This window comes from Olivibacter ginsenosidimutans, from assembly GCF_039542865.1.
Classification (GTDB): domain Bacteria; phylum Bacteroidota; class Bacteroidia; order Sphingobacteriales; family Sphingobacteriaceae; genus Olivibacter; species Olivibacter ginsenosidimutans.
Genome location: NZ_BAABIQ010000001.1, coordinates 85837 through 112425 on the forward strand (window position 1 = coordinate 85837; position 26589 = coordinate 112425).

Genomic DNA, 26589 nt, shown 5'->3' on the forward strand with positions numbered 1-26589 from the left:
GTGTCAGCGCATCCTAATTGGGATCAAATTCAACTTTTCTACTTTCAAATTTTTTGATTGCTTCTGGTGTTTGCGGAGTAAACAAGTTTACTAAATTGCCGTCAGGGTCACGGAATAAAAGCGATTTGTTTCCCCAAGGCATTGTTGTTGGCTTCTGAACAAGATAGGGTTGTAAAAAATCAGCCAATCTTTCATAATCTTTTTCTACATCATCTACCAAAAACTCAATAATGATACTCCGGTTTTGTGATGCCTGTGCAATCTGATCACCACCGAAAAATTGCAATGTTCTTGTGCTTCCAATAGCTAAGGTGGCTATTTTTGTTTGTAATTCGGCAAAGTCGGGTGTGTATTGTACTATCGGCATTCCTGTTACTTTCTTATAAAATTTTACCAAGCCGTCTATATCGGCAGTAATGATACGAATGGATACTAAATTCATTTTTTAACGATTTAAATTACAAGGTAAAAGTGATTTCGGATTATGACAACAGTATGTCAAGAGCTTTGAATTTATGTGTGGATTGAATTTTTAGCCCATAAAACCAGCCGAAGGAAATAAGGGACAAAGCAACAGAAATTACCAATGAGGTTTAAAAACCACCTGAAATGAAGGCGAAGCGATTGCAACAGGTTTGAAACATAAATCCATTGGTAATTAGAATAATATTCTATAATTTTGCGCTATGGCTTTATTAACAATCAAAGTTCCGCAAAACGCCAAATCTCGTATTACTAAGTTCGTTAAGGAACTTGGAGGTGAGGTGATTTCCGTAAAACGGGAGTCATCAAACACCAAGAAGGAAGTATTGTTGAAGGAAATAGAGCAAGGCCTAAGCGAGGTAAAGCAGATACGTTTGGGAAAAATCAAATCCTATACAATCTCTGACCTATTACGTGAAAAATAAAGTATTTCTAACGCCTTTCTTCCACAAAAAAGCAAAACGCTTGCTAAAAAAATATAAGACGCTCGGCGAAAGCCTTGCTGCCTTAGAGGATGACTTACTCGCAAACCCGCAGATTGGGAATAGCTATGGTGCCAACATCTATAAAATCCGGATAGCCGATACATCCAAAGGTACTGGAAAAAGCGGAGGGTTCAGAGTAATTACCTATTTGGTAAAAGAATCAGAAGATGGCACCGATATTTACTTGATTACCATCTTTGACAAATCGGAAGAAGCTTCTATAAAAAAGGAAGAAGTTTTGAAGATCGTTAGATCATTGGATATATAAGTTAATGTTATCATTACCCACTATCCAAGAAAAAAACCGCTCCTAATATGGAGCGGTAATTCGGTTTACTAATTTGAGACAAAGTGCCGTAATAATACTTCTAAAGCAAAAAGCTATCACTTCATAAACATACCCCTCGGATTGTTTACACCAGATAGCACTGTTTCAATTTCGGAGCCATCCAAGTTAGCACGTTTTACATTTCCGTTGTTTGTCTCGGCCCAATAGATTTTGTTCGTGCTATAATCAATTGCTATACCAGAACCTCCCCTGTTTCCGGAAAAAGATGCAATTTTCACTTTGCCCGAACCACTCAAGTCTGCCTGCATCAGGCCTCCTTCATTTCGGTCATCGTAATAGATCTTTTCGTTTTCTTCATCGATATACATACCATAGCCATAAGCACCCTCAATAATTGGTGCGACGCCCGTGCCGTCAGTCTTAGCTACATACAAATTCTCGTCATTAACTTCATAGAAGTAAATCAGGTTTGTTTTGCTATTGAAGCCTATAGCCCGCATCGCACCACCGGATATGGTGATAAACTCCTTTTCAAAACCGCTTCCGTCTAAGTTGGCTCTTGACACATTGGCACCATCTGCAATGTACATTTTCCCCTCGGCCAGATTGATCGCTACGCCATAAGGTGAACCCAATCCGGAAAGAACTTCCTCCATTTCGCTACCATCCAGATTCATGCGCCAGATTTTTCCGGCATTGGTGTTTTGAAAATCACAATAGTAGATTTTTTCATTCACAGCATCGTAGGCCATACCATGCGCTTCTTTACCGGTCATATCCACCACGGTCTCGGCGGTTGAACCCGGTACGAGTGAAATTTTACGGACAAGCTTGCTGCCATACTCGATGAAATAAAGCTCTTTGTCTGTGTCTACAGTGGCATCAGGGTCGATGACAACCAAATCGCTCGTGTAATTGCCTGTGCCACCCGGTCCCACAGCCGTTAATTTAACCGTATAGGTACCCGGATTGGTATAGGTTTTGGTTGGATTTTGCTCGGTAGACTGTGTTCCATCACCAAAATCCCAGGTATAGGTTTCTGCATTTTCCGATTCATTGGTGAATGGTATGGCCTCATTTATATGCAGTTCTGTGGCACCGATCGAAAAGAAACTCTTTACGGTGTCTGGTAAAGCGTCAAAGTTATACTTATCATCCTTACAGCCGACCATGACGATCAGTGCCAATATAAAACCGGGTAATGCGCGTTTTACTATATTCATCGTTTTAAGCATTTAGGTGATTGTGAATTTATTTCAATTTAAAGTGCTGGCCGTTTGTGTACAGGGAGAGCTTAGCATTTTTAAAGGTCACTTTATTTTTATCCGAAATTTGTACCTTTTTGGGGCCGGATACCACCACAACCTGACTGTCGCCAGTCACCCTAACCTGTTTACCCTTTACCACAATGGCTGTAGCCTCGTCTATGCCGATCACCATTTTATCTGGATGATCAGCCTGTGCACTTAAGAGCCTGTTGTATCGGCCACGAATGATAAAATGCTGGTCGATGATTGCACGGGTCAGAAACCCCATTCCCTCGGACGTGACAACATTATTCGTTTCGATTTCACTGAAACGATCGGTTTCCCTTTTGCCTTTTTGTGCACCGGTAATCATGATCTGTGACATGACTGCGGCACCGGCACTGGTACCGGAGACCGTTGCCCCATTACGATAAGCCTCATGCATAGCATCGTATAACTTTGTGCCACGGACTACCTCCATAAATTTATTCTGATCGCCGCCAGTAATATAAATCAACCGCGCATTTTTTACGGAATCGATCCAGGTTTGCTTGTCGTTTGCCTGCGCTTTGGTAAAGTTAAAGCTCGTAATGGGATTCTTACAGTGCTCCGACAGCTGTCCGCTGATATAGGCAATCGACTCTTCCGGAATACTTGTCGCCATCGGAAGAATAACAATATAGTCGCTTGGTCGGAGGTCGGCTGTTTGAACCAGATCTTCCATTAGGGCAGCAGAACGGTCGCCACCCCCAATGATGAACAAACTACCCTTGTGCTGTCCAAAGGCGTATAAGCCGACACAGACAAATGCCCAAATTAAGGCGTATTTTTTTAAATGCTCTTTCTTCATTATTTATAGATATAAACTGCTATTTTACCGTTTTCATCCACTGTACCGCGATACATACCCGAAGTATTGAACTCCATAGCTATTTTTCCGGATTTATCCAAACCGATGATGCCGCCATCGCCACCCATTTTTCCGATTTCGTCGATGACCTGTTTGGCAGCATCTACTACCGAAAGTTTCTGAAGTTCGATCAGGGCAGACATCCGGTTGGCCGCCACTTCGCGGATATAGTATTCACCCCAGCCCGTACAGGAAATACCTGCCGTTGCATTGTTACAGTAGGTACCAGCGCCAATGATCGGCGAATCGCCCACCCTTCCGTACCGTTTATTGGTCATACCTCCGGTGGAGGTTCCGGCAGCTAGGTTGCCACTTTTATCTAATGCCACCGCACCAACGGTTCCAAATTTCTTATCGGCATCGGAAATACCGGAAATCCTGCTTTTGCGAATGTCTTCTACCCGAAACGCAGCCCGGTTGCCTTCTTCATCCTGGATGGTTCTTTGTAACTGATCCCAGCGCTCCTGTGTAAAAAAATAGGACGGCGGAACGGTATCACATCCATTTGCCGCAGCAAATTGCTCCGCCCCTCTACCTACCATCATCACATGTTCGGATTTTTCCATTACTGCCCGAGCCGCATTGATAGGGTTCTTGATGGTGCTTACACTTGCTACCGCACCCGCGCTCAAGGTTTTTCCATCCATGATGGAGGCGTCCAATTCATTTTTACCGTCGTGGGTAAACACAGCGCCTTTTCCGGCATTGAACAAGGGAGAGTCTTCCAGCACATTGATAGCGGCTTGCACCGCATCTATGGAAGATTTACCTGCTTGAAGCTGATCATAGCCTTTTTGAAGAGCCTCTGCCAATGCTTCGGTATAGGCCTTCTCTTTTTCAGGCGTCATAAATTGCTTTTCGATGGTGCCGGCACCGCCATGGATGACCATGACATATTTCGGCGTATTGCTATCCGCAGGCTGATTATTGCAGGAAAAAAGGACACTGCAGCTCAACGCTAACATGAGCATTTTAACAATGGTTTTCATCTATTTTAAATTTATTATGATTATCTGCTTTAATACCTAAAACCGTTATTTTTAATTTTCGTTAATCCGCATGACGCTTTAGGCTTTAAGCAATAAGCATTTGCCGATTTTATGGCCTTCTAAATTGCAAATAGCTTACCGCATATGGCTTATTGCCTATTGCTGAATTTAGATTAACGAATAGTTATTCCCTAGCCATTCATACTATAGACGAACACCCTGGCCCCAGTTTCCGGAAATAATGGACCACCAAAATTTCTCCAATCCAGTGGTATTTTCGGGTTCAAAGGTGTTTATATTAAATTTGTTGTTACTTCCGGCTGTGATGGCCGAAACCTGTATGGCTTTGCCTTCCCGGTTCCAGGTAACGGCTTTATTCGCTTCGAAGGTTTCCGGTTTCTTAGTGGCATCTGTTTTGATGAAAAAGGCCTTGTTGGTGCCAACGACCTCTGCCATGCCGGCTTCATCGATACACACGGCGGTCTTTTCGTCCACAGCAATACCATAAGGTGTTTTATTCCAATCCTGCATGATTCTACCCAAAAAAACAGCTGTACGACCCTGCCGCTCCCGTTGGGAAAAATGCTGATCGGTGATGACATTTTGCAGGAAAGGTGCTTTTAGAAAATCGTCTTTACCTAATACCACGGCTTGTGCATAGGGATTGGCAAGCGCTTCGGGTGAGTCTACCCCGCCTCTTTCGGCACTAAAATAATAGTTGCCCAAAATGGCCGCCCCGGCACTGGTACCGCCTACCGGCACTTTCTTTTCGGTCAGCAAATAATTAATGGCAGCCATCACTTTCGTATCTTTCCAATAACCGACATAATCGGCTTGGTCGCCACCAGCGATGAACAGCATTTCTGCATTCCGGATAATTTGGGCAACACCCTCATCATCTGCCAATTTACGGGAATCTATTTTCAAGGTCTCCACGGAATTGACTGTCCCCAATCCGTTTACATAAGGGTTGTAAGCATCTGTACCCGTTGCCCGGATGATGACCACATCACCGCCACCACTCCGCGCGATCATCCATCGAAACGCCGCATCTACATCTGTTCCACCACCCATAATGACCAGTCCGCCTTTCGTGCTTGTCTGTACATCGGTTGTATCGCCAACGATCCCAATAGAAGCCGAACGGCTTGCCGGCCCCGTTGGTTTGGGTGCATTGGGATCAAATGGGTTGGGTGTCTCGTTCTTGCTACAAGAAGCGACGAAGACGGCCGCAAGCAACAAGGCGCAAAATCGCTTCATAAAAATACTCATTTTTGTTCCGCTCCGTAATGTGGATTTTGATCCATATTTTTATTGACAAATAGTTCATCTTCCGGAATCGGAAAGCAATATTGGGCAGCCGTTGTTTCTAACTTCACAGCCCCGGATGTATTGATAGCATCCTGCGTCCATCGTTCTACCGGTAAATTTCTACGTTTAAGATCGAAGAAGCGATGTCCTTCAAAGGCGAGCTCTTTATAGCGTTCGTTCAGGATCGCGTTGATCAACGTTTGCTTATCGGGAAATGCCACGTTTACATAATTGTATATCCGTGCTGTTCTCAAGGCATTCAAATCTTGCGTAGCTGCAGTGATACCCGCACTATTATCTTTCTCTAAAGATGCTTCTGCCCGGATGAGATACATTTCGCCCGTACGGAATAATTTAACTGATGTCAGTCCGGGAGCGTTTGGAACAATGCCGTGCGCATATTTGTTGACTAGATAGGCCGATTTTGCACCACTTGCACCCCGTGCCGGGTCATACTTAATATAGCTCGCAAAACGGACATCATCATCTCGTTGTGTGGTTGTACCAAACCCGTCAATCAGCTTGAATGCCGGTGCATACAATACAATCTCGCCGGTTTCTCGGAAGAAAGCCGCGCCAATACGGGAATCACCGGCCACTCTGGCAAGTTTCCAAACAACCTCTGCCTCACTTTCATCTGCCCATATTTTCGCGAAATCATTTTTAGGTGCCAAGGGTTCCGCAGCGATTACTTCTGATGCGTAGGTAATGGCATCGTCCCACTTTTTTGCATATAGCGCTACCCTTGCTTGAATAGCCGATACAGCGGTTTTGGTAATACGGGTATTGTCATTGAAGCCGTCGGGAATCAGCTCTTTTGCTGCGTTCAGATCGGCATTGATCTCATCAAAATTGGACTGTACCGTCGGTCTTGCCGGATAGATAACGGCATGTTCTTTCATGTACGGCACACCCATACCATCGGGCTCATACGATGAGGCATAGGCCCGCAATAGTTCGAAATGGCAATAGGCGCGCAAGGCCAACAGCTCGCCTTCATACTGGTTCATCGAAGGTTGCATACTACCATCAGTCGGAATATTCGGAATCGCCGCCAACACTTGATTGGCACGATCTATGGTCACATAGTACTCATAAAAAGCAGCTGTTACCGACCCAGAAGAAGAGTTATACAACCAGCGGTGGCTCGACGTATTGGATACCGTATTTTCGGTTGGGAGCATGACTTCGTCTGATACAATGGCCGCAGCTTCTATCACGCTCGTGGTCATCGGTGCATAGGCGCCCAATACCCCCATATTCACATCTTCCAGGTTACGGAATGCCTTGGTTGCATCGATCGCATCCGATGGTGGCAAATCCAATTGCTTACAAGCGTGCAACGTGAAGCCGATAAAGGCACATAAAACTCCTATTTTCTTTATGTTCATAACGTTCAAAATTATCGAGGTGAGCGGTTAAAAATCAACTTGTATACCTGCCGTATACTTCCGCGCATTCGGATACTCAAACCGACCATACTGGCGGTTGTTTTCTGGATCAAGGCCTCTCCAGCTTGTCCAGGTTAACAGATTTTGCCCTTGCACAAAAATATTGGCGGTTTTAAGAAATGTCTTTCTAAGCCAAGCCGTAGGAATACTATAATTGAGCTGTACGTTTCGCAAACGTAGAAAAGAAGCATCCTGAATATCTTTGGACGTATAGTTTCTGGGTACATCAATGCGTTGCAAAAGCGCTACATCACCCGGTTTTTTCCAACGATCATACAGCATTCTTTTGCTTTGATTACTGGTCATGTACCGTTCGGTCTCGATATAAAAATCGATGTTGTTCCAGCGCTGTACATCGGTCACGAAAGAAAACAGGGCACTTAAGGTAAGGTCTTTCCAACGCCACGAACTGCTGATACCGCCGGTAAACTTAGGATACATATTTGCCGAAAGTGGGACAGACTGTTCCTCCGCATTGTACACATTCGTGATCGATCCATCCCGGTTGTAATACAGCGCATCACCATTATCCGGATTGACACCTGCCCATACCGGTCCATAGTAGGTACCGTAAGGAAGGCCCACTTTGATGATCCGGGTATCCCCATCGGCCAGTTCATCCGTAATATCATTGACACGTAGAATTTTATTTTGATTGTACGCACCATTGATACCGACATTCCAGTTAAAATCCCGATTTTGAATAATGTCGCCACTCAGACTAAATTCAATACCCTTATTACCCATTTTTCCGGTGCTTAACGGAATGGTACCCCCAGATCCGCCTCCAGCTGTTGCAGAAGGTGTCTGGTCTAAGAACATATTCATGGTAACCTTGTTGTACCAATCCGCTACCAGTTTGATGCGTTGAGTATGGAACAGCGAGAGGTCGACTCCGATATTGAATTCATCCACATATTCCCAATCATAGTCGGGATTAACCAAGTTGCTGGGCCGAATGGCCGGCTGACCATTATAGGTGGTGTTGACGGCGTATAAGGACAGGTGCGTGAAGCTGCTACCAATCGGGCTCGCTGTTTGCCCATAGCTGGCGCGCAGCCGCAAGACGGAAACAAGATCAACCGACTTTAGAAAATCTTCCTGCTTGGCATCCCAAGCGGCACCGAAAGAGTAAAACCCGTGCCAACGGTTCTTGGTCGGCACAGACGACAAGGAAGCCCCATCGTATCGGTAGCTTGCTGTAGCCGTATATTTATTATCGTATGTATAACGACCGATACCCATATAAGATAGCATGGCACTTGCTGAACGGCTACCAGCCAAACTGGGGAGGTAATCGCCGCTCACGGTAATGGCATTTGGGTTTTCGGGAAGCCTGTCATCCAAACCGTATCCTCTGTAGCTAAAGGCTTTATAATTGCTTTGCAGGTACTCAAAGAATCCGGACACTTCCAGTTCGTGCTTATCAATGGTTTTGTTGTAGGTGATACCCGACGTAGAAATCAGGTTGTAATTTCGCCTATAACCTTCTTCGAATGATCCCTTTTTACCCGACTGATTTTGTCCGATATACGAAAGCGGATTGATAAACACCTGATCGACGGAATTCCTAAAATCTATTCCGGCACGGGTGGTGATTTTTAATCCATCCAAGATCTCATAGGCCATGTTTAATCCCAGTATCGTTTTAAACTGCTCGGTTTTGTCGGACGTACCATATAATACATCAATACCCCGGCTTCCTTCCCGGGTATCATAGAAAGGCATATCTGCATCTGTGGCGTGGAAAGCACCGTCTGCGGTATAGGGATATTCGTAAGGCAGGGCATAATAAACCGAAGCCATAGGCGAACCAACCCCTGTACCGCCTTCATTATAGGTAAATCTCGAATTGGAATAACCCAAATTGAGGTTAATGCCCGCTGTGAATTTGCCATAGTTCATGTTGGTATTACTACGGAGAGAATACCTGTTCAATCCCGTCTCCTTGACAATACCATCTTCATTCCATAAGCTGATGGCATTGTAGGTCTGTACATTTTCGTTTCCGCCACTTAAGCTCAGCTGTTGCTCCATAAAACGTCCGTCTTGGAAGAAGAGGTCACGCCAATCCGTATTCATACCGCTCAAACTATCTAACACATGGTCGGCATTTTGTTGCCATGCGGTCGATTGGTTTGCGTAGTTAGGGTTTTTAGGTGAAAGTGCCCAGCCTGGACCAATATCACGTCCGGTTTCCAGGCCGACCTCTTCTTCAAAGCGTAAGCGTTCACGCGAATCCATCATCTCAAATGTGGGTTGTGTCAATGTTGAAAAACCATATTGTGAGCTATAATTGACATTTAACCGGCCCTTTTTACCTTTTTTCGTGGTAATGACAATAACCCCGTTAGAACCTCTCGAACCGTAAAGGGCTTTAGCGGATGCATCTTTCAATACATTGACCGTTTCTATGTCTTCCGGATTGATGGTTTGGAAATAAGCCCCTTCGATCGGAACACCGTCCATCACATACAGCGGAGCAGTCGTTCCATTGACAGACCCTATACCCCTGATAACGACCGATGCGCTTTGTCCAGGTTGCCCCGAACTAGAAATAACGTTCATACCCGGTACTTTCCCTTGCAATATTTGGTCTAGCGAGCTCATGGGTACACGGTTAATATCTTTTGCATTGACCTGTGCTGTAGCACTGGGACTTTTACTTCTTACATAATCGGTATAACCGGTTACGACAACCTCATCAATCAGATTTTCTTTCTCCTGCAGCACAATGGTTAAGGAACTTTCTGATCCGGTGGTAACTGTTTTGGAAAAATAAGCCACATGGGAAAATAGCAATTGATCGCCTTTGTTTGCGTTAATCGTGAAGGTACCAGCATCTGTTGTCGTCACAACGGCCGCCATAGGCTTCCCGGTTCCATCCAAAACATGAATGGTCACACCGCTCAAAGGTTCGCCTTGTGCATTGACCACTCGTCCTCGGATAGCCTGCTGCACTTTCGCATTGGACCGCTGATTTTCCATTGATGAGGTTTGGGTTGCCAACGCTGTGGCCGATATGATTTTCCCGCTAACGGAATAGCCAAAGGGTTGGTCGTGAAACAGCAAAGGAAGTACATCCAACACCTCACGATTTTGAATATCCAAGGTTACCGGTTTCGCCTGCTTGAATAGCTCATCTCGGATGATAAAGGAATAGCCCGTCTGCCGTTGCACTTGTTGCACGACGGACTTAAAAGAGGTGTTTTGTACACGGAGGCTGACCTCTTGGGCCAATACGGCTGCAAAGGCACTCCAAGTAAAAAACACGGTCAAAAAGAAAATTAACTTCATCAGGAAGATTGTTTTCAATGAAACCCTACCTATACGCCGAAGGGTATTTTGTGTGCTTTCCTTTGCGTAGGCATCGTTATCTATATGCATAAATTATGATTATCGGTTGTGCAATATTTTGCCTAAGGTTGTATTGCTAGGTTAAAAAATTGAATGACAAAAAAAACGAACGTAAATATCCTTATTCTATAACAAGTACCCTCCTTCCTTCTATTTTAAAATTGACTTGATAGTTTGAAGCTAGCGCGTCTAATACCTCCGACAAGTTGGCTTCTCTATTTAACGCAATATATGCTTTGATTAACGGTTTCGCCCTGATCTCGAAGCGGACGTCATACCAACGCTCCAATTGCGGCACGACCTCCTGCAACGTAGCTCCAGTCATGATAATATAGCCGTTTTTCCAAGCCACAACATCCTCCACATCCGTTACTGTACGGATGGATGTCTTTGCCGCAGACACCAAGGATTGCTGGCCCGGATCCAATCGCTGGGTTTGACGCGTATAGGTATTCTCCACTTCCACCCGGCCGTGTATTAACGTGGTAATCCCGACGGCTTGTCCGGCATAATGGTTAATATTAAACTCCGTTCCCAATACCTTGACTTTCTGACCTGCCGACGATACGACAAAGGGTTTATCCCCTTGATGCTTCACCTCGAAATACGCTTCACCTGTCAGTTCCACTTCACGTGTATCACCTTGAAATACGGTCGGATAACGAAGGGATGAGGCAGCGTTCAACCATACTTCTGTACTGTCGGGCAAAGTGAGGCGATACTGTCCGCCATTGGGTGTATGCAGCGTAGCAAAGGATGAAGGGTTTGTCTCGATGGATGTGCCATCGTTATAAGCCAGTCCATCGGATACCACGACTCCTTCTTTGTCTTCGCTGAGCGCAATGCTCGTGCCATCGTCTAAGGTAATCGTCGCACGATTGCCCCCAGGCAATACATCGTTTCCATATTTACTGAGTTGCACCGTCCCGGTCGTTTCCTGCCGTGCAACATAGTAATAAATCGCTCCTCCTGTCAACAATAATAAGAGTACTGCCGCAGCTATCCGGCGGAATATCCTTAATCGTTTTGTCGCTATAGGCCGTTCGATCTTTTGGAGCAAGCGCGTCCCTATTGTATCCGCCAGTTGCTGAACCTCCGGGTGCTGCACGACATCGACATCCTGGTCCAAATGCTGTAGAATAAGATCTGTCAATAATTCAGATGCTGCAGGCAATTGAAAATAGGCCAATAAAGCCTCCAATTCCTCTTCGGTATATTCCCCTGCGAGGTATTTTTGGAAAAGAGCCTGTATGTTCGCCTGTTGGTCCATATAAGGGTGTTTAACTGCTAGTACACGCCATATGGAAAAAGTAAGTAGGAAATTTTGAAAAAAATCACAAAACACTGATATACAATTAAATATTTTTTAGTTTTTTTTATAAACTGAAAACATCTAATGGAGCAAATTCTATGAGATAACTCATCGTCATCTTTATTTTATTGCTGACTGTCAAGTAAATAGAACCTTTTTCTTAATCAACTTTTCTTGATAAAAGTTGAGCAAAACCGAAGAGCGGAGCGATGAGTTCATGAACACCTTTGAAACAAACAATAGTGAATAATCAAGGCTGCATGATCTTAACGCTTATCTCATGAGGCCATTTTCGTGTTTCGGAATGGCTTATGCATTATGCTGATAGTAGCACGCATAGCATGAGTAGCATAAGTCCCATGGGTTTGTGGGATGGTGGAACGGCCTTGAACTTTTGTTACTTTTCTTTTAAGAGAAAAGTAAACGCACGCAGCCGTTGCTGCAAATAAAGGTTCCTATAACAACCCAAAGAAGCTTCAAGTCTTTCTGAGCTAACTCCCGTAGTATTTGATTGGAATTACGAATATGGGTATTGACGGTTGTTTCGCTAATGCCCAAGAGTTTGGCAATTTCCTTATAACTTCTACCATCCAACTTGCATAAAGTGTAGACGGTGCATTGTTGTGGAGACAGTTTATTCAACAGTGCATCAAGCAATTGTTTATCATTCTGCTGCGTTAATAATTGTTCGATAGGGTTGTAATCTTCCTTCCAGTGCGGCAATAAATAGTTTCTAAACTTTTGTTCACTGGCTGCTTTCCGAAAAATATTTTTAGCTTTATTGGCGACACTTTGAAAAAGATAAGGTTTGATTGATCGTTCCGGATCGATATGATGTCGATTTTCCCAAATGCCCAGAAAAACATCCTGTAACACATCTTCTACCAACTCTGAAGATTTTACGATACGCAATAGATTTGCCGTGAGCCTGATCTTGTATTGGTTGTACAATTCCTCAAATGCCAACGTGTCTCCATCCCGCAGCCGTAGCAGCAGCTCCTGTTCGTTATATTCTACCTTGCCGGACATGAACGTTGACACTTGGTTGATACTACAAGTATATTAAATTTTGTTTAAAATATAGCTTATAACTTATTTAACATACTAATTTATTGCAAAATTTACTTTCCAACAAACGTATGGTCACTTAACGTATTAAGAAAGGTAATAATGGCTTGTTTTTCCTGTTCGGTTAATGATATCCGATTTTCATTTTCTTTTAACATAGGGTCCAGGTTATCAGCAGCTAAAACGCCCTTGTCAAAATAATCTAAAACGGCTTTCAGTGTTGGAAACTGGCCGAAACTTCCATAGGGAGCGGTATATTCAATGTTACGTAAAGACGGAACACGAAAGCGCATATAATCGTCAGGATCTCCGGTCACCCGAGCTCGCCCAACTTCATCGCGATTGGGGTTTAACGGAAAACCGACGTTTCTGAAACTTTGGTCAGTAAATAGTGCTGTGGCATGACAGCTTGCACATTTCTCTTGGAAGATTTGATAACCTTCAGCTTCGATTGCTGAGAAACTTTCGCCTTCATTTCGTTTTACGCGATCATACTTACTATTGGCAGAAACTAAGGTATATGCGTATTGTGTAATACTCTTGTATATCCGGTCTGGCGTAATTTGCTCATCGCCAAACGCTTTAGTAAAGAGCTCTTTATAATCGGCATCACCACCTATTTTGCCTACTACCTCCAAAATGGAAGAGTTCATTTCTTCATGGGTGATAATGGGTACCAATGGTTGTTTCTCCAACTGCAGGATATTGCCGTCCCAATTATAAAAGGTCATGAAAGCCATATTCTGGATGGGAGGCACATTCCGAAGCCCAACCCGACCATAGACCCCTACAGCCTTTGTATGCTGATCGGCAAAAGCATGAGATGGTTGATGGCAACTGGCACACGAAATGGTGTTATCTTCACTAAACCTTTCTTCATTAAACAATTTTTCTCCTAATGCCACGCCATACAACGTAGGTTTATTCGCATTTACTGAACTGTTCATTGCCGGAAAACCCGGCGGAATAAGTAAAGGAACTTCCGGATTGTCAACAGCAGCAATGGGCTCGATAACGTCATCTCTTTTACAAGACAAGAACAGCAGCATGACAGCAAAAATTCTGAATATTTTCTTATGGCATCTCATATAGGTTTCATCTCAAACATATAGGAAGCATATTTTAAAAAGAGCTGCCATGATCTGTGGATTTCCGGCAGCCCTTCTAGGCGTTTAGTTTTCTACACTACCGATAGCAAACATGCCAGTTAGGTCGCTTGAGCCATTTCCACCTAAATTATCAACAAACTTTACCATCTGATCGGCCGTGTGAATATTTGGTGTAGCATTGTCATTCATACCATCTCCTGTTGACAACGTAATGGTATTGGTTTTGCCACTTAACAGCTTGTCAAAGTCTGCATTGATGGTAATCTTAGGAGCATGGCTACCAACCATAGCATGCGTAGAAAGATCTAAAGTAATATCCCGATAAGCATCCACGCCTTGCGTAGGGACATCTGCACTTCCCGCTACAGTACTTCCCGTGTGAATGGACAGTTCCTTGTTATCGCTATCGTAAAATCCTTCCAGTTTGGTAAAACGATATCCTGAACCCCATTCCCACATCATTTCGGTATCATTGGCACCGGCAGCCGCATAAAAGGCTGGGAACTTCACCTGATCCAAGTTGTTCAGCTCCTCTTTAACACCCAGACCAAATTTCAGCTGCTTGTAATCGCCGACAGGGATATTGGTTAGCAGAAAGTCTAAGGTCTGGCTTTTTGACTGGTCTACCACTGTAGCTCCCTTATCCAGATCATTCACATTGTAGGGAAATTCGCTGCCATCCGCTTTTATAAGCCGGATATTGCTGATGACGTATTTTAGTTCTGAAAAATGATGAACCTGTCCTTCGGCAGAAGTGTTTACCGTAGCTTTAGATGAAGTGGCGTCTCCCAGAATGATGGTAGTATTTTTAAAGGTGTTATTAAAATGTAAGGTGATATCGTTAGCAACAGGATTGTCATCGCTCTTGCTACAAGACATCAAAGCCACAGAAAAGGCTGATAGTAATAGATAGTTGGTTAACTTTTTCATTTTTTTATTTTTTAATGTTGACGTTTGATTTATGCTAAAAATTGATTTTTACAGACGTGAATATATTACGTCCCATCCTCGGGATATTGCCCCAATCTGCATAAGTGCTGTAATATGCATTCAATACGTTCTCTGCACCAACCTGCAAAACGGCTTTTACCTTTTTGAAGTTGCATGTATAATCCGCAGAGATATTCCAAATGGTATAGGCAGGTGTTTGGTCTTCCCCATACTGCGGACTGTAATTGATCTGTGCGAAATCTCCATTCAGCGAAGTCTGAAAACCGATTTTCTCATGCACAAAATGAAGGGATGTTTGATAGCTGAATGGCCGGATAAATGGCAGGTTCCCATCATGATCATCCGTTGCCCGGGCATAAGTGAACATACCCTCCCAATGTAATTGTGGTAGGATATGATAATGGGCATTTAAAGATAGATTGAAAATCTGGGCATGATCTAAAGAGGTATAACCTTTTACACCTACCGACTGATAATTCATCGGACTTCCTAAGCTCAAAATCCTACCGATGATGTAGTTCTGTATATAGAAATAGTTTACTTTGGCGGCTATTCCCATCTGATCATTTGTAAATCCTGCACTTGCATTGACTTCATAAGAGATTTCATTCTTCAGATCGGGATTTCCAATATAATCATACCGGTCAAAACTATTGTAGATATAATATCCGTAACCCTCCGAAACAGAAGGCGCACGGTGCCCATAACCGATTCCACCAGAAAAATTAAACGATTGAATGTTCAGTTGGTAACCCGCATGCAGACTAGGCAGAATTCTGGTTTTTTCCTGCGGCGCTCCGGGATGAAAAATCCAGTTGAACTCTACATATTTGGAATGATTGTAGTTCAAACCTAATGATCCGCCCAGATTTACTTGGCTTCTTTCTGAAATGTCCCAGAAGTTATTCATGGAAAGTCCCGCGAAGCGGGTGGTAACCCAAGGCCAGCTATAGGCAAACATGGTTCGCTTGCCCCGATCCTGTGGATACATCCGCATTTCGGCAATGGATACATTGTTATAAGCATTCAGTTGGATTTCGGAAGTGTAATTATCTTTTTTCAGGTTTACTTCAGAAACCAGTCCGTAAGTGGTGCTCCACCCCGGCATATCCATATGAACCAAGTTTTCAGGCCGCTTGGTATCATCCATATAATGTTCTATAGCATTGAAATATATTTTTGTATCCCAGACCCTCATCAAACCGTCTTCAAATAATTGTTTATAGGCAGCCGATGTGATGATAGCCCGTGAGAGCCATAAATCCATTGGTAGCGCCGGAAAACCGACATCCTTAGCCATATCGAATAGGGCATCCACCCTTACTGAAGATAAGGGGCTTGTTTTATAGGCCATAGCCAGGGAGGTATTGAATTTGTTATACTGCGAATGCTTTACCTCATTATTATTGCCATCAGTGTAATTACCCGCTTTCCGGAAGGAAATACTTCCGTCTACAACAAACTTATCGCCTGAATAGGACACATTTCCCAAGTTAAAAAATTGTTGGTTATTAAACTCAAAACCAGTTTGGTAAGCGCCGCTCCATTTTTTTCCAAGGCCGAAGGGCGTAGTTCTCCTTTTCAGATCAATACTTCCGGCAACTGTGGCACCATGTAAGCTACCTTCCTGACCCGATTTGATATCGATGGTGGAGAGGTTGTTACTTTCTACATACGACGTAACCGGATCCATTTTGTCTGTACACGCCCCAAAAATGTGCATGCCGTCTATCGTCACGGTAGATCGCTCAGTACTCATATTATTGAGCAATGGTTCCCACGCATAGGCACCGCGTTTAATAAAACTGATATGGTCTGAAGACGCCAGGAACTCATCCACAGAAACCGCCATTTTCATGTCGGTTTCAATCTTTTTGTTGAGCACTCCAATTACATTTACCTCATCCAAGGTTTTGGTGCTGTCACGTTGCAAGAGCATATTCTGGGCATGAACAAATATTCCTAAACAAAGTATGGGTATGGTTAACAGTTTCCGCATATCAGAATAGAATATCAATGTAAAGTTCACTTTTCGCGCCCTCTACACCCGGCGTAAAATCGGTAGGCACCTCCGTTCCCTTCACTATTTTGCCCTTTTGGTCCAATAGAATAAAATTCAGCGTCCAGTTTCCCGTCATCGTATAGTTAACTACCCCATGGTATAGGCCATCATCTCCCTGTATTAAATCTTTGTTGTTGATAGATGAATGATTTCCCATAGAAGGTTCGGGCATCCGCGGATCTAATTGTAAGGTATAGTCGTTTACCTCGGAATAGGAAAACTGCGCAGGATCGGGAAAGGTTCCGGCAGGCTTGGTTGGTTTATAGTACTGATAAATTCCAGCAACCAAATCGTTCTCGGCAACTTTCGGCCTTTGCGGGGATACTAGTGCAATGATGTATTGCTCATCATCTTTTCCAGTAAATGAGGTCATATTCAGGTTTTTGTTGGTTTGTTCTTCAACGGTGATGCCTTGCGTTACCGTATATCGCTGGCCGTTAACAGTAAAGCCGAGGTAAATTTTCCAGTTTCCCTTATCACTTTCATCGGTAAATACAGCATATCCTGAGAAATAGTTGTCATCCTGCTGGTAAACTAAATCATAGCGATGCGGACAGGAAATTTTATCTCCCTTTTCCTTAGTTAGGATCGGTAAAAATGTTGCCGCAGAAGCCCTTACGTTTTCATTGGTCTGATTATCCATCACTTTCAATCGGATTTCATTGTAACCTTTGTAGAACGTTCCATTCAATGCTTCAATACTAATGTTGTAAACTCCAATACTAATGGCAATAGCTTCCTTAAATTCATAGTGTTCCGGAACAACAGTGCTGATTTCTGCTTCGTAATCTGTTTTATCCTTTGTACAAGACACAACTGAAAAGCACACTGCTATCAGAAAAAACAGTACTTTTTTCATTATCGATGAATGTGTGGTAAAAAATTAAGAATAGCACACCGATACCCAAACAGTATAAGACAAACTTCCCGGAAAGCTATGCTATGCACGGTCATTCATTTAAGCCTTGTCCAATTTGGCTATCAAAGGTGATCGTATAATCCACTAAATCTTCCGTTAGCGTTAAATCACGCTTTACAGGTGAGGATTACATTGGGCGGATGAAATGGTGAGGTGTGGTAGGTAAAAGTATAATGGATGAAATAAGGTAAAACCAGATCTTCGCGGTTTTCTTCATACTGCTGACACATGGAGAAGGTAGTGTATTCCCTGTGCACGTAAAGGGAGCTGTATTCATAAGCCGCCAGATTTTTCTTTTGCTCCCGCTCTTCACTTTCCCTTATTTTCTTCATCAACACACACTGCCCATTACAATGAAGTTGGGGCCGATCTTTGTTGATGCATTTTGCTAAATAATCAGGTAAATGTATTTGGTATTCCATTGTCATGATACTGCGATAAAAAGATTGCAGTGTCAGGGCAATTAGTAGAATATATGTACAAACGCGTCTCAAAACCTGTTTATCTAAATCAGTCTGCGCCAAAGATACGTAAAGAATAGCTCAAAAAATAGCAGGCACCTTCTTTTATTTTATTGCTAAAGCCAAATTTGGCATATTCATCGTCTCATGTATCGTAGTGGGTGCATGCAACTTCCAGCTTATTGTGGTCACCTGTCCCTTTTTCAGGCTCATATCTGCTAATTTTTTGCAGTAAACCCGCTGGGGAATATCCCGTTCAACTTTCAACACGGCAGCATCTCCAAAAAGATTGTTTGTTTTGACCAACAGCCGGTTCTCTCCTTTATGAAGGGGTAGCAGCACATAATCCGTCTTTGTTCCTCCCCTTTCGGGATTATTATGCAGCAGCAGTGTATTACCATTTAGGGCTAGCGAAATACCGTCTCCAGAAGTTACTTTTATAAGCACTTTTGCAGCTTCCTGGGATATGATCGTTTGCGCATAAACAAAAGCCTGTCTTCTCTCCATCGGCACCCGAAGAGCGATAAACTCATTGCTAGTTGTAACTTTCCGATAATTACGCTCATTGGCCTCAAGATTCACTTCTTGGGTAAATTCGTCGATGCCGCTCCAGAAAGGCTCGCTGATGTAAGGGGACTCCCATTTTATATTTGCTTGTTCATTATTCAACGCCATTTCCTGCCCCTGATCTAAGCTCACAGTAAGTGGTACATCATTGATCTGCATATCGATCTTCTTTCCTTTTTCCTGATCTGAATACCATAATACTGGGCGGTACTTTTGAGAAGCGGCCGCTAAGAGATTCCAAGACTCCTTCACCGTGCTCTTGAAACGGCTATTGTAATCGATCCCTGAATTACTAAAATAGTGGAATGCATTGCTGTGATTCAATACCACTTGCTGATTGGCGATCTGTATCAATCGGGAAGGTGTTATGGTATAAGCCTCTTTAAAGCGTAATGCAATAACCTTAAATCCATCAGACCAGTTAAAAGTAGCCGGCAGATGCACCTGCAGCTCATTTCCAATTACCGCTGTCTTTAGCCGGATATTCGGACTACCTAATACGTCGATTTCCGCTACCTTGCCGGTGATCCTCGGAAGCGTAATACGATTCCCCTCAGGCTTAGCCGTTAAAATAAGGTATATTTCTTTATCGGTAGCCGTTACTGCACCCCAAGGAAAGTCTTCGCGAAACGGATCGGGTGCAGTACCGTATATAGCCTCGTGATTGATCGCAAGCCAATCTCCTATTTGGATCAGGATGTCGCGCTCATAAGACACAACAGAGCCGTCTCCCTTGGGGCCAATGTTGAGCAAGTACTTCCCTCCCCGGGCGGCAACTTTGATCAGACTGGTCAATTTTTCCCTGAACTTCTCTTCCTTGGGCACATGTTGCTGCCAAGATCGATAACCCCAGGTTTCATCGAAGAATGAGGCAGGCGACTGCCAAGGAACACCAATCTCGTAGTCGGGCTGCTGGTTGTCTGACATGACCGTAAAATCCCCCATATCGTTACCTAACCTACTTCCAATCATACAATGTGGCTGTAAACGGTGAACCAATTCACGCATCTCTTTACTCTGCTGGAGTGTATTAGATCCCATATCAAACCATAGCTCCGTAATCTCACCATAATTGGTCAAAAGTTCTTTGATCTGTGCCATGTTATACGCGTGATGTAGTGGGGGTATGGAATCAGAATTGTGACTCGATATAGGCGAAGCCTCTGGAAAATGCCAATCGATATTGGAAAAGTATAACCCGAACTTCAATCCCCGGCGCTTACAAGCGTCTGCTAACTCTTTCACTACATCCCTTTTAAAGGGAGTCGCTTTCACCACGTTGAAATTTGTTGTTTTGGTATCCCACATACAAAAACCGTCGTGATGTTTGGAAGTGAAAACAATTGCCTTCATCCCAGCCCGCACAGCCAATGCAGCAATCGAATCGGCATTCCACTTTTCAGGGTTAAAGTGCCTAGCCACTGCAGCGTACGAATCGCTATAAATACCCGCATGAGATTGAATTTGCTCGCTAAGTCCTTTATCGATGTGCTTCCCCTCCCAAACACCCCCCAAAACGGAATAGATCCCTCCCCAATGGATGAACATATTGTATCGTTCATCCTCCCATTTTTTCAACCCTTCTCGTGTTGGTTGAGCGTTGATTATAGTTGCCCAAAATAGACAGAAAATCGTAAAAAATACCCTGTTATTGTTGTTCATATTTGATTTTCCTTTTTATAGCCATCAATCAACCGCCTGCTATCTAAAATTTGCCTCCGTATTTACATACAACCAACGGCTCACCATAGCTGTATTCATCATTTGTCTGTTCGCTTGTAAATGTAAGAAAAGTACACAAGACTATTTGGTAAAGGAAAAAATAGCGGATTTTTATACCCCTGGATGTCTAAAAAGCATACTACCATTATTCCGATCGAAATGACAACTTTTTAGCCCCCCTTGATTGAAACGTACCAGCAATCTTCCTAATCCCTATCACTAAAATTTCAAGGTAAAATTGGCCATGAAACTACGGGGCGGATTCCGGTTAACGGTGACCCATCCATTGTAATATAAGGCATCTGTGAGGTTGTCAGGCTTAAGGCCAACCCGGCATGCCTGTTTATGAAGTTAAAATTCCCTGTTTTATCCCTAAGCAAAACTAAATCAACACTCGATTGTCTAACGAGTATAAACTACCATTAATGTTAAATCCTTTAACCATGTGCTATGGCTAACTACCGAGTAAAAATACGCAAGATCGAACCAGTGACGCATAATGTACATGCATTTACCGTTGATAAGCCGGCTGGATTTTCCTATGTACCGGGACAAGCAACTGATCTCTCAATCTGGAAAGAGGGATGGAAAGCAGAAAAACGTCCTTTTACCTTCACTTCACTTCCTGAAAATGAAACACTTGAATTCACTATAAAATCTTATACTGATCATGACGGTGTAACCAATCAGTTAGCCTTCCTTAAACCGGGCGATTTGTTGGAAATCAGCGATGCTTGGGGAGCCATTGCCTATGAAGGGATAGGTGTTTTTTTGGCTGGGGGAGCCGGGGTAACACCTTTTATTGCCATTCTTCGGAATTTATATGCACAAGGTAAAATTGGTGGCAACCGATTGTTTTTTTCCAACCGAACAACCAAGGATATCATAGGGGAGGCCGAATTTAAAAAAATGCTAGGTGAAAATTTCTTCAACTTGATCACAGACGAACCGGCACCCGGTTTTTACCAGGGTAGAATTGATAAAAGTTTCCTGCAACAGCATATCGATCATTTCGATCAACCATTTTATGTCTGCGGTCCGGATGCGTTCACTTCATCCACGCTGGAGGCGTTAAAAGCGTTGGGTGCGAAACCTGAAGCTTTGGTTTTTGAAAAATAGCCTATTTCTTCTTTAATAGCCATTTTGCAAACCATCCTAAAGGTTTAATTCGGCAATTATGAAAAGAGGTCATTTTCCAAACACCCTTTATATCTTTTACCCATACCGATGTATTGATGGACTGTCGACTTTTAGGAGCTCTCTTTTGCCAGCGAAATTTAATTGCACCACGGGCAATAACAATGGCTGTTTTTTCATTAGCAAAACGGATATCTGTAATATTTCCTTCCAAGGTCGCTCCTCTGAACATAAAATTATTCATTAATTCCTTATGAGATCGGATATACGCCGCTCGTCCCACCAGGTGCATGCCATTAAACGTGATATAATCACAATCTTCTGTAAGATGTGCTCCTGCTGATTTAAAGTCTAGCGTTTCAAAAGCTTGATAAAGCTCCCTGTTGGCGTCTTGAATCGCTACGATGTCTTCATCTTTTTCCTTCATGATCTTACGGTATAATAGGTTACCTGTATCAAAAATAGCATCTATTATTACGGCTACCATCTACGATTCGGTAGCTATTCCTAAAAAATCGGTAGCCACCCCCTTTTTATCGGTAAACGAAATCAAAGCCCTCCGCATCTTGGAGTAGTTGCAGAGGGCTAATTAGTTATTTCCAATTTGGATTCTGCTCCAAATTAGGGTTGAGCTCTAACTCTTGAACAGGTAATGGATATAGATAGTCTCTAGATTCGTCAAACACTTTGTTAATATTCGGATTGACAATCACATTGCCGCTTTTGCCATTTTCAAGTAAAATTTCCGAACCTAGTTTCAGTATCTGTAGACCAGGAGCAGTTGGTTTTGTGCCTTCATAAATCCAAATATCGTCTTTGCCATCGCCATCCAAGTCAAATTTTCCTGTTCCAGGAAAATACATGCCTTTGAATTGACGGGTAACCAATTGGCCAGCTTTCCAACGGAGGATATCATCCCAGCGAAAAGATTCCATAACCAATTCGATGCGCCGTTCCCTACGGATTTCTAAAATGATCCCTTTGTTATCGCCGGATACATTGGTATAATCCTTTGCTAAATACGGGTCAGGTTTGGCCTTAGCTTCCTGAAAATTCAGGTTGGGCATCTCTACTCGATCGCGTAAAAGCTTGATGGATATATCGATATCTGCCTGTGATAAGGTGCCCAACTCGGCCTTGGCCTCGGCATAGTTCAACAATACCTCAGCATAACGGAAAATTGGCATATCATTTTCTGAGCGATTATAGTTATCGTATTTAACATCGCCCACAAATTTGATCAACTGATAGCCGGTGACACTATTACCAAAATTTGGTGCTACCGGTTGTGCGTCACCAATCCAGAGTTCTAATAATTTTTATAGATTGTTTTTGAACTATTTAATTTACGTCCTGCTTTAAAACTAGAGTAGTTATTTTTTTTTCCAAATCAACCAACTTCTTTTTCTCATTATAACCTTCTTGTTTAAAGACGACCTGTCCTTTATCAAGGATCATATTTGTTGGATACAATTTTATTTTATAATAATTGATCCAGTTAGAGTTTTTCGGAATTAATTCATAACCAAAATCTTTATATTTTCGAAACATCTCTAATTGTTCACTATCATCCATCGATGAAATGGCTATAAAAATAATGTGATTGTTTTTCCCATATCTCTCCTGCAAGCTTTTCAGATCGCTCATTTCTCGAAGACAAGGCCCACATGTCATAAACCAAAAATTCAAAACCACAATTTTGGATTCCATTTCCTTTTTAGTGATTTGTCTTTCGTTGGATGTAATAAGACTAGATGGTATAGTTTGCGCTGATGCATATTGTCCATCGGCAACTACAAACATCCAAATGACGTGGAATAGAATGACAATTAGAGATCGGTTTATCATAACACCTTTACCTTTGCATGCTGGTTGTTGAACCTATTTGTTAGTAATAAAAAGTTGGTTATCGATAAATTGTTTGATGGACAGACCTATTTCTCTGTTGATTTCCAAAGGCTTTATTTGCTGATCGAATTCGTTCGATAAAACAAGTTTTTTGGATAACCTTTGGGGTATTAACGTGTTCACTTCGCCCGCCATAGCACCGTAGTCAAATAGAAACACTAGTTTACCTTCTTCATCTTTAGAAACTTTTATATTCATAAAATAGTCAGTTTTTAAGGGATGGTCTTTTAAAAAATTAGGCACAAAGTTAATCTTACTTTTTTCGTCTCTTTCCAACCAATCTTTTTGCCATAAGACTCCTGAGTTATTTATCAGTCGCTTTAAATAACAAATCTCTGCATCATCAAAGGCCCCAGAGATCGTTACTGTATCAATTGACACGTTTACATTCGCTGAAGTATCAGGTAAAGGTGGGAGTAATTCTCCAACGTAAGTTAAGTTTTTAAGTCGGCCTACATTGACTAGAAATTGAATTTCCTTGTAATTATATACTCTTTGAATATCCTTAGGATAAACAGCAATGTCTTGGAATCCATTCTCCACCATCATATGCTGATTCTGTTTTTTAGTTACATTTCTAATATATTTTACATAATACTTTTCAGCAGCTTTTATTCTCCTATCCAAATTTTTTTTTATTCCTATCTCCATAGTGTACATGTTCTGGGTGTCGTCGTATTTATTCGTATCAACCACCACAATAGGATACTGACGGTTTATCGAATCAATAATTTTAAGATAGTTATGCGTGAACGATTCGAGGGCTTTTGTATAACCCTTATAGTTTTTTTGTTCAATGTGATTAACCAATATAGGAGAGAACCATAAATCGTCGGCATGTTGTTGATCTTTGCAGGATAATAATGCTAGAAACATCCATATAAAAATAAATCGAGGCATATTTAGTGGTTTAAAAATAAGATACGTAAGAATCAGTTCATTCTACTATCTAATTAGGTGGACATTTTAAAATAAAAGGGAACATTGATTAAGCAATATTCCCTTTTTGCTTTTTACTGAAATTGCCAACACCCTCCACAATAATTAAAATGAGAACACGCCTCAACACATTGAGCCATAGTACCCCAGCATTCATAAACACCCAACACATCATTTTCGCATTTTATAGTAGCACCACTTCCTCCACTACCACCAGAACCACCATAAACTTGTTTTAATTGTTCCCTGGTTAACAATTGATCGATGTTAAACAGATTGAGCTTTTTTAAATTTTTCATAATGTTTAAATCATGATTTATGAATTTTTGTACCCTAATGAATGGAGTTATCATTTTAGTCTTAGTTGATAAAGCCGAAACAGGACTAACAACTTGAATACTTCCACTTCGATCACCTTTCTTTTTTCTGAAATATTTTTTATTCACATTTTCACATTGCTCTTATATTTCATATTTAGTGCAGTTTTATTAAAAAAAAATTCAAAAATATGTTACTCAGTTTTATAGTTTTTGTTTCTATGTTCATTTAAATCTAGGTCAGCTGTAAAATCATTATTATGGATTACAAAACTTTCGTACTTTCAGAAATGCTTGTGCCATTATACTGGCTTTTGAATTTATCTAAATAAAGTAAGTTCTTTATTTAGATAAATTGGTGTTTTTACGTAGACAAATATACCTATTTCCGATATAAATAGATATTACTGGTGATTACAAATTTGGTATAATAATGAAATAAAAATTACTTAAAAATAATTCATTTTTCGATAGATTTTTATTTGGTGGCAAAAAAAAGTGTTTTAATATGGATTAATTATTAAGTGTTTGTTATGAAATCGAAAACATCAGCTGCTGATTCGATAGGCACCTCATGTTTATAGTGATGGAACCGATTTCATGTATAAGCAGGTTTCACATTGATTTCAGCTTATATCTGGCATAAACAAACATACTGGATGATCGTATTATGGAGGAATCCATTTACGGATATAAAAAAGCATAATTTTAGTATTATAAATAGGAAAACCATTTACAATTGGCGATATTACATCACGCTAATGTGGCATGAAAAAGCAAAATTAATGCCATTACTTACGTGTTTATAACAAATTATTGCATTAACACTCAAAATATATGAAATCCATTCCTAGGCAATACGCTACCAAACTGTGGAAGTTCGGCTATTCAAGTATCGATTAACGAAAATTGAGATGAGCGGGATAAGCCGGTAGTGATGGAAAAGGGATTTTAAAAAATAATATTATAGGAATTCTTGTTTTCATGCATCACAAATGTACTGTATGTGCTGCCAATACTTTTTACCGAACCTAATTTGTTAAATACAAAATCTTGATAATGCTTCATATCTTTCGCATAAACTTTCAACAGAAAATCATAATCGCCGGAGATATTATAGCATTCTACCACTTCATTCAACCGCATAATGTCAGTCACAAACTCTCGCCCGATGCTTTTATCATGCTGTTTAAGTTTGATATTGCAAAAAATAATCAATCCGTAATGGAGCTTTTCGGCATCAATCAAGGCAATGTACTTCTTTATATAGCCGCTTGTTTCCAATCGTTTTACGCGTTCAAAAACAGGTGACGGCGAAAGGTTTACCTTAGCCGCTAATTCTTTAATGGTCACTTTGGAGTCTTCTCCTAACAACCTGAGCAACTGTAAATCAGTCTGATCTAGTTCTTCCATAGAATAATTTCCTTTTAGGACATTGTTTAGAACACTACTTAAGTGTAATATTCTAAAAAAGTAAACAAAAATAGATTTTTATTCGGAAATACACCTTAAAATCTAGCAAGTAAAACTTTATCTTTAAATTTGTCCAGAATTTCGTCCTTAGACAAATTCATAAATAGTCGTTCTTTTCTTTA

General features: G+C 41.8%; 25 protein-coding genes. 4 read left to right on the forward strand and 21 right to left on the reverse strand.

What is annotated here, in order from left to right:
* Positions 1 to 13: 13 nt before the first annotated feature.
* Positions 14 to 442 carry a VOC family protein gene (locus ABD930_RS00360; RefSeq protein WP_345229681.1) on the reverse strand — a complete coding sequence of 143 codons (429 nt, stop codon included), beginning with the start codon at positions 440 to 442 and terminating at the stop codon, positions 14 to 16.
* 244 nt (positions 443 to 686) lie between these two features.
* On the opposite strand from ABD930_RS00360, the gene ABD930_RS00365 reads away from it, so the two are divergent.
* The gene (locus ABD930_RS00365) at positions 687 to 908 is read left to right on the forward strand and encodes a hypothetical protein (RefSeq protein WP_345229682.1); all 222 of its coding nucleotides are present in this window, start codon (positions 687 to 689) and stop codon (positions 906 to 908) included.
* Positions 898 to 1236, forward strand: a complete 339-nt coding sequence (locus ABD930_RS00370) for a type II toxin-antitoxin system RelE/ParE family toxin (RefSeq protein ID WP_345229683.1) — start codon at positions 898 to 900, stop codon at positions 1234 to 1236. The genes ABD930_RS00365 and ABD930_RS00370 overlap by 11 nt, the downstream gene beginning before the upstream one ends.
* Positions 1237 to 1352: 116 nt before the next feature.
* On the opposite strand, the gene ABD930_RS00375 is transcribed toward ABD930_RS00370, so the two are convergent.
* The 14 genes from ABD930_RS00375 to ABD930_RS00440 form a co-directional block, all read right to left on the reverse strand.
* Positions 1353 to 2480 (reverse strand): PKD domain-containing protein, encoded by a 1128-nt coding sequence (locus ABD930_RS00375; protein ID WP_345229684.1) that lies wholly within the window; start codon positions 2478 to 2480, stop codon positions 1353 to 1355.
* A 28-nt stretch (positions 2481 to 2508) separates the two neighbouring features.
* Positions 2509 to 3354 carry a cyanophycinase gene (locus ABD930_RS00380; RefSeq protein WP_345229685.1) on the reverse strand — a complete coding sequence of 282 codons (846 nt, stop codon included), beginning with the start codon at positions 3352 to 3354 and terminating at the stop codon, positions 2509 to 2511.
* Positions 3354 to 4403: an isoaspartyl peptidase/L-asparaginase family protein gene (locus ABD930_RS00385; RefSeq protein WP_345229686.1), complete on the reverse strand. Its 1050-nt coding sequence runs from the start codon at positions 4401 to 4403 to the stop codon at positions 3354 to 3356. The genes ABD930_RS00380 and ABD930_RS00385 overlap by 1 nt, the downstream gene beginning before the upstream one ends.
* 204 nt (positions 4404 to 4607) lie before the next feature.
* Entirely contained in the window at positions 4608 to 5663 is a 1056-nt protein-coding gene (locus tag ABD930_RS00390) for a cyanophycinase (protein ID WP_345229687.1), read from the reverse strand.
* A gap of 8 nt (positions 5664 to 5671) precedes the next feature.
* The gene (locus ABD930_RS00395) at positions 5672 to 7105 is read right to left on the reverse strand and encodes a RagB/SusD family nutrient uptake outer membrane protein (RefSeq protein ID WP_345229688.1); all 1434 of its coding nucleotides are present in this window, start codon (positions 7103 to 7105) and stop codon (positions 5672 to 5674) included.
* 27 nt (positions 7106 to 7132) lie between these two features.
* Positions 7133 to 10552, reverse strand: coding sequence for a SusC/RagA family TonB-linked outer membrane protein (locus ABD930_RS00400; RefSeq protein WP_345229689.1), 3420 nt, complete (start codon positions 10550 to 10552; stop codon positions 7133 to 7135).
* Between the two features lie 91 nt (positions 10553 to 10643).
* Complete coding sequence (locus tag ABD930_RS00405) at positions 10644 to 11792, reverse strand: FecR family protein (RefSeq protein WP_345229690.1); 1149 nt, start codon at positions 11790 to 11792, stop codon at positions 10644 to 10646.
* Between the two features lie 450 nt (positions 11793 to 12242).
* The gene (locus ABD930_RS00410; RefSeq protein WP_345229691.1) at positions 12243 to 12863 is read right to left on the reverse strand and encodes an RNA polymerase sigma factor; all 621 of its coding nucleotides are present in this window, start codon (positions 12861 to 12863) and stop codon (positions 12243 to 12245) included.
* A 92-nt stretch (positions 12864 to 12955) separates the two neighbouring features.
* Positions 12956 to 13990 (reverse strand): cytochrome-c peroxidase, encoded by a 1035-nt coding sequence (locus tag ABD930_RS00415; protein WP_345229692.1) that lies wholly within the window; start codon positions 13988 to 13990, stop codon positions 12956 to 12958.
* A gap of 84 nt (positions 13991 to 14074) precedes the next feature.
* Positions 14075 to 14941, reverse strand: a complete 867-nt coding sequence (locus ABD930_RS00420) for an MbnP family protein (RefSeq protein ID WP_345229693.1) — start codon at positions 14939 to 14941, stop codon at positions 14075 to 14077.
* 34 nt (positions 14942 to 14975) lie between these two features.
* Positions 14976 to 16961, reverse strand: coding sequence for a TonB-dependent receptor plug domain-containing protein (locus ABD930_RS00425; protein WP_345229694.1), 1986 nt, complete (start codon positions 16959 to 16961; stop codon positions 14976 to 14978).
* A 1-nt stretch (position 16962) separates the two neighbouring features.
* The gene (locus tag ABD930_RS00430; RefSeq protein ID WP_345229695.1) at positions 16963 to 17883 is read right to left on the reverse strand and encodes a hypothetical protein; all 921 of its coding nucleotides are present in this window, start codon (positions 17881 to 17883) and stop codon (positions 16963 to 16965) included.
* A 167-nt stretch (positions 17884 to 18050) separates the two neighbouring features.
* The gene (locus ABD930_RS00435) at positions 18051 to 18365 is read right to left on the reverse strand and encodes a hypothetical protein (protein WP_345229696.1); all 315 of its coding nucleotides are present in this window, start codon (positions 18363 to 18365) and stop codon (positions 18051 to 18053) included.
* Between the two features lie 144 nt (positions 18366 to 18509).
* A complete protein-coding gene (locus ABD930_RS00440) occupies positions 18510 to 20633 on the reverse strand; it encodes an alpha-L-fucosidase (protein WP_345229697.1) in 2124 nt (707 codons plus the stop codon).
* A 510-nt stretch (positions 20634 to 21143) separates the two neighbouring features.
* On the opposite strand from ABD930_RS00440, the gene ABD930_RS00445 reads away from it, so the two are divergent.
* Entirely contained in the window at positions 21144 to 21812 is a 669-nt protein-coding gene (locus tag ABD930_RS00445; RefSeq protein WP_345229698.1) for an FAD-binding oxidoreductase, read from the forward strand.
* A 1-nt stretch (position 21813) separates the two neighbouring features.
* Here the strand turns inward: ABD930_RS00445 and ABD930_RS00450 are convergent, their stop codons facing one another.
* On the reverse strand, positions 21814 to 22257 hold the full coding sequence (locus ABD930_RS00450; RefSeq protein ID WP_345229699.1) for a YybH family protein: 444 nt from the start codon (positions 22255 to 22257) through the stop codon (positions 21814 to 21816).
* On the opposite strand from ABD930_RS00450, the gene ABD930_RS00455 reads away from it, so the two are divergent.
* Positions 22256 to 22405, forward strand: coding sequence for a hypothetical protein (locus ABD930_RS00455; protein WP_345229700.1), 150 nt, complete (start codon positions 22256 to 22258; stop codon positions 22403 to 22405). The genes ABD930_RS00450 and ABD930_RS00455 overlap by 2 nt on opposite strands.
* Before the next feature lie 18 nt (positions 22406 to 22423).
* Here the strand turns inward: ABD930_RS00455 and ABD930_RS00460 are convergent, their stop codons facing one another.
* From ABD930_RS00460 to ABD930_RS00480, 5 genes are all read right to left on the reverse strand, one after another.
* The gene (locus ABD930_RS00460; RefSeq protein WP_345229758.1) at positions 22424 to 23131 is read right to left on the reverse strand and encodes a RagB/SusD family nutrient uptake outer membrane protein; all 708 of its coding nucleotides are present in this window, start codon (positions 23129 to 23131) and stop codon (positions 22424 to 22426) included.
* A 40-nt stretch (positions 23132 to 23171) separates the two neighbouring features.
* Complete coding sequence (locus ABD930_RS00465) at positions 23172 to 23633, reverse strand: TlpA family protein disulfide reductase (RefSeq protein ID WP_345229702.1); 462 nt, start codon at positions 23631 to 23633, stop codon at positions 23172 to 23174.
* A 78-nt stretch (positions 23634 to 23711) separates the two neighbouring features.
* Entirely contained in the window at positions 23712 to 24638 is a 927-nt protein-coding gene (locus tag ABD930_RS00470) for a hypothetical protein (RefSeq protein WP_345229703.1), read from the reverse strand.
* Positions 24639 to 24751: 113 nt separating this feature from the next.
* On the reverse strand, positions 24752 to 25123 hold the full coding sequence (locus ABD930_RS00475; protein ID WP_345229705.1) for a hypothetical protein: 372 nt from the start codon (positions 25121 to 25123) through the stop codon (positions 24752 to 24754).
* Positions 25124 to 25945: 822 nt separating this feature from the next.
* A complete protein-coding gene (locus ABD930_RS00480; RefSeq protein WP_345229707.1) occupies positions 25946 to 26407 on the reverse strand; it encodes an Lrp/AsnC family transcriptional regulator in 462 nt (153 codons plus the stop codon).
* Positions 26408 to 26589 lie beyond the last annotated feature (182 nt).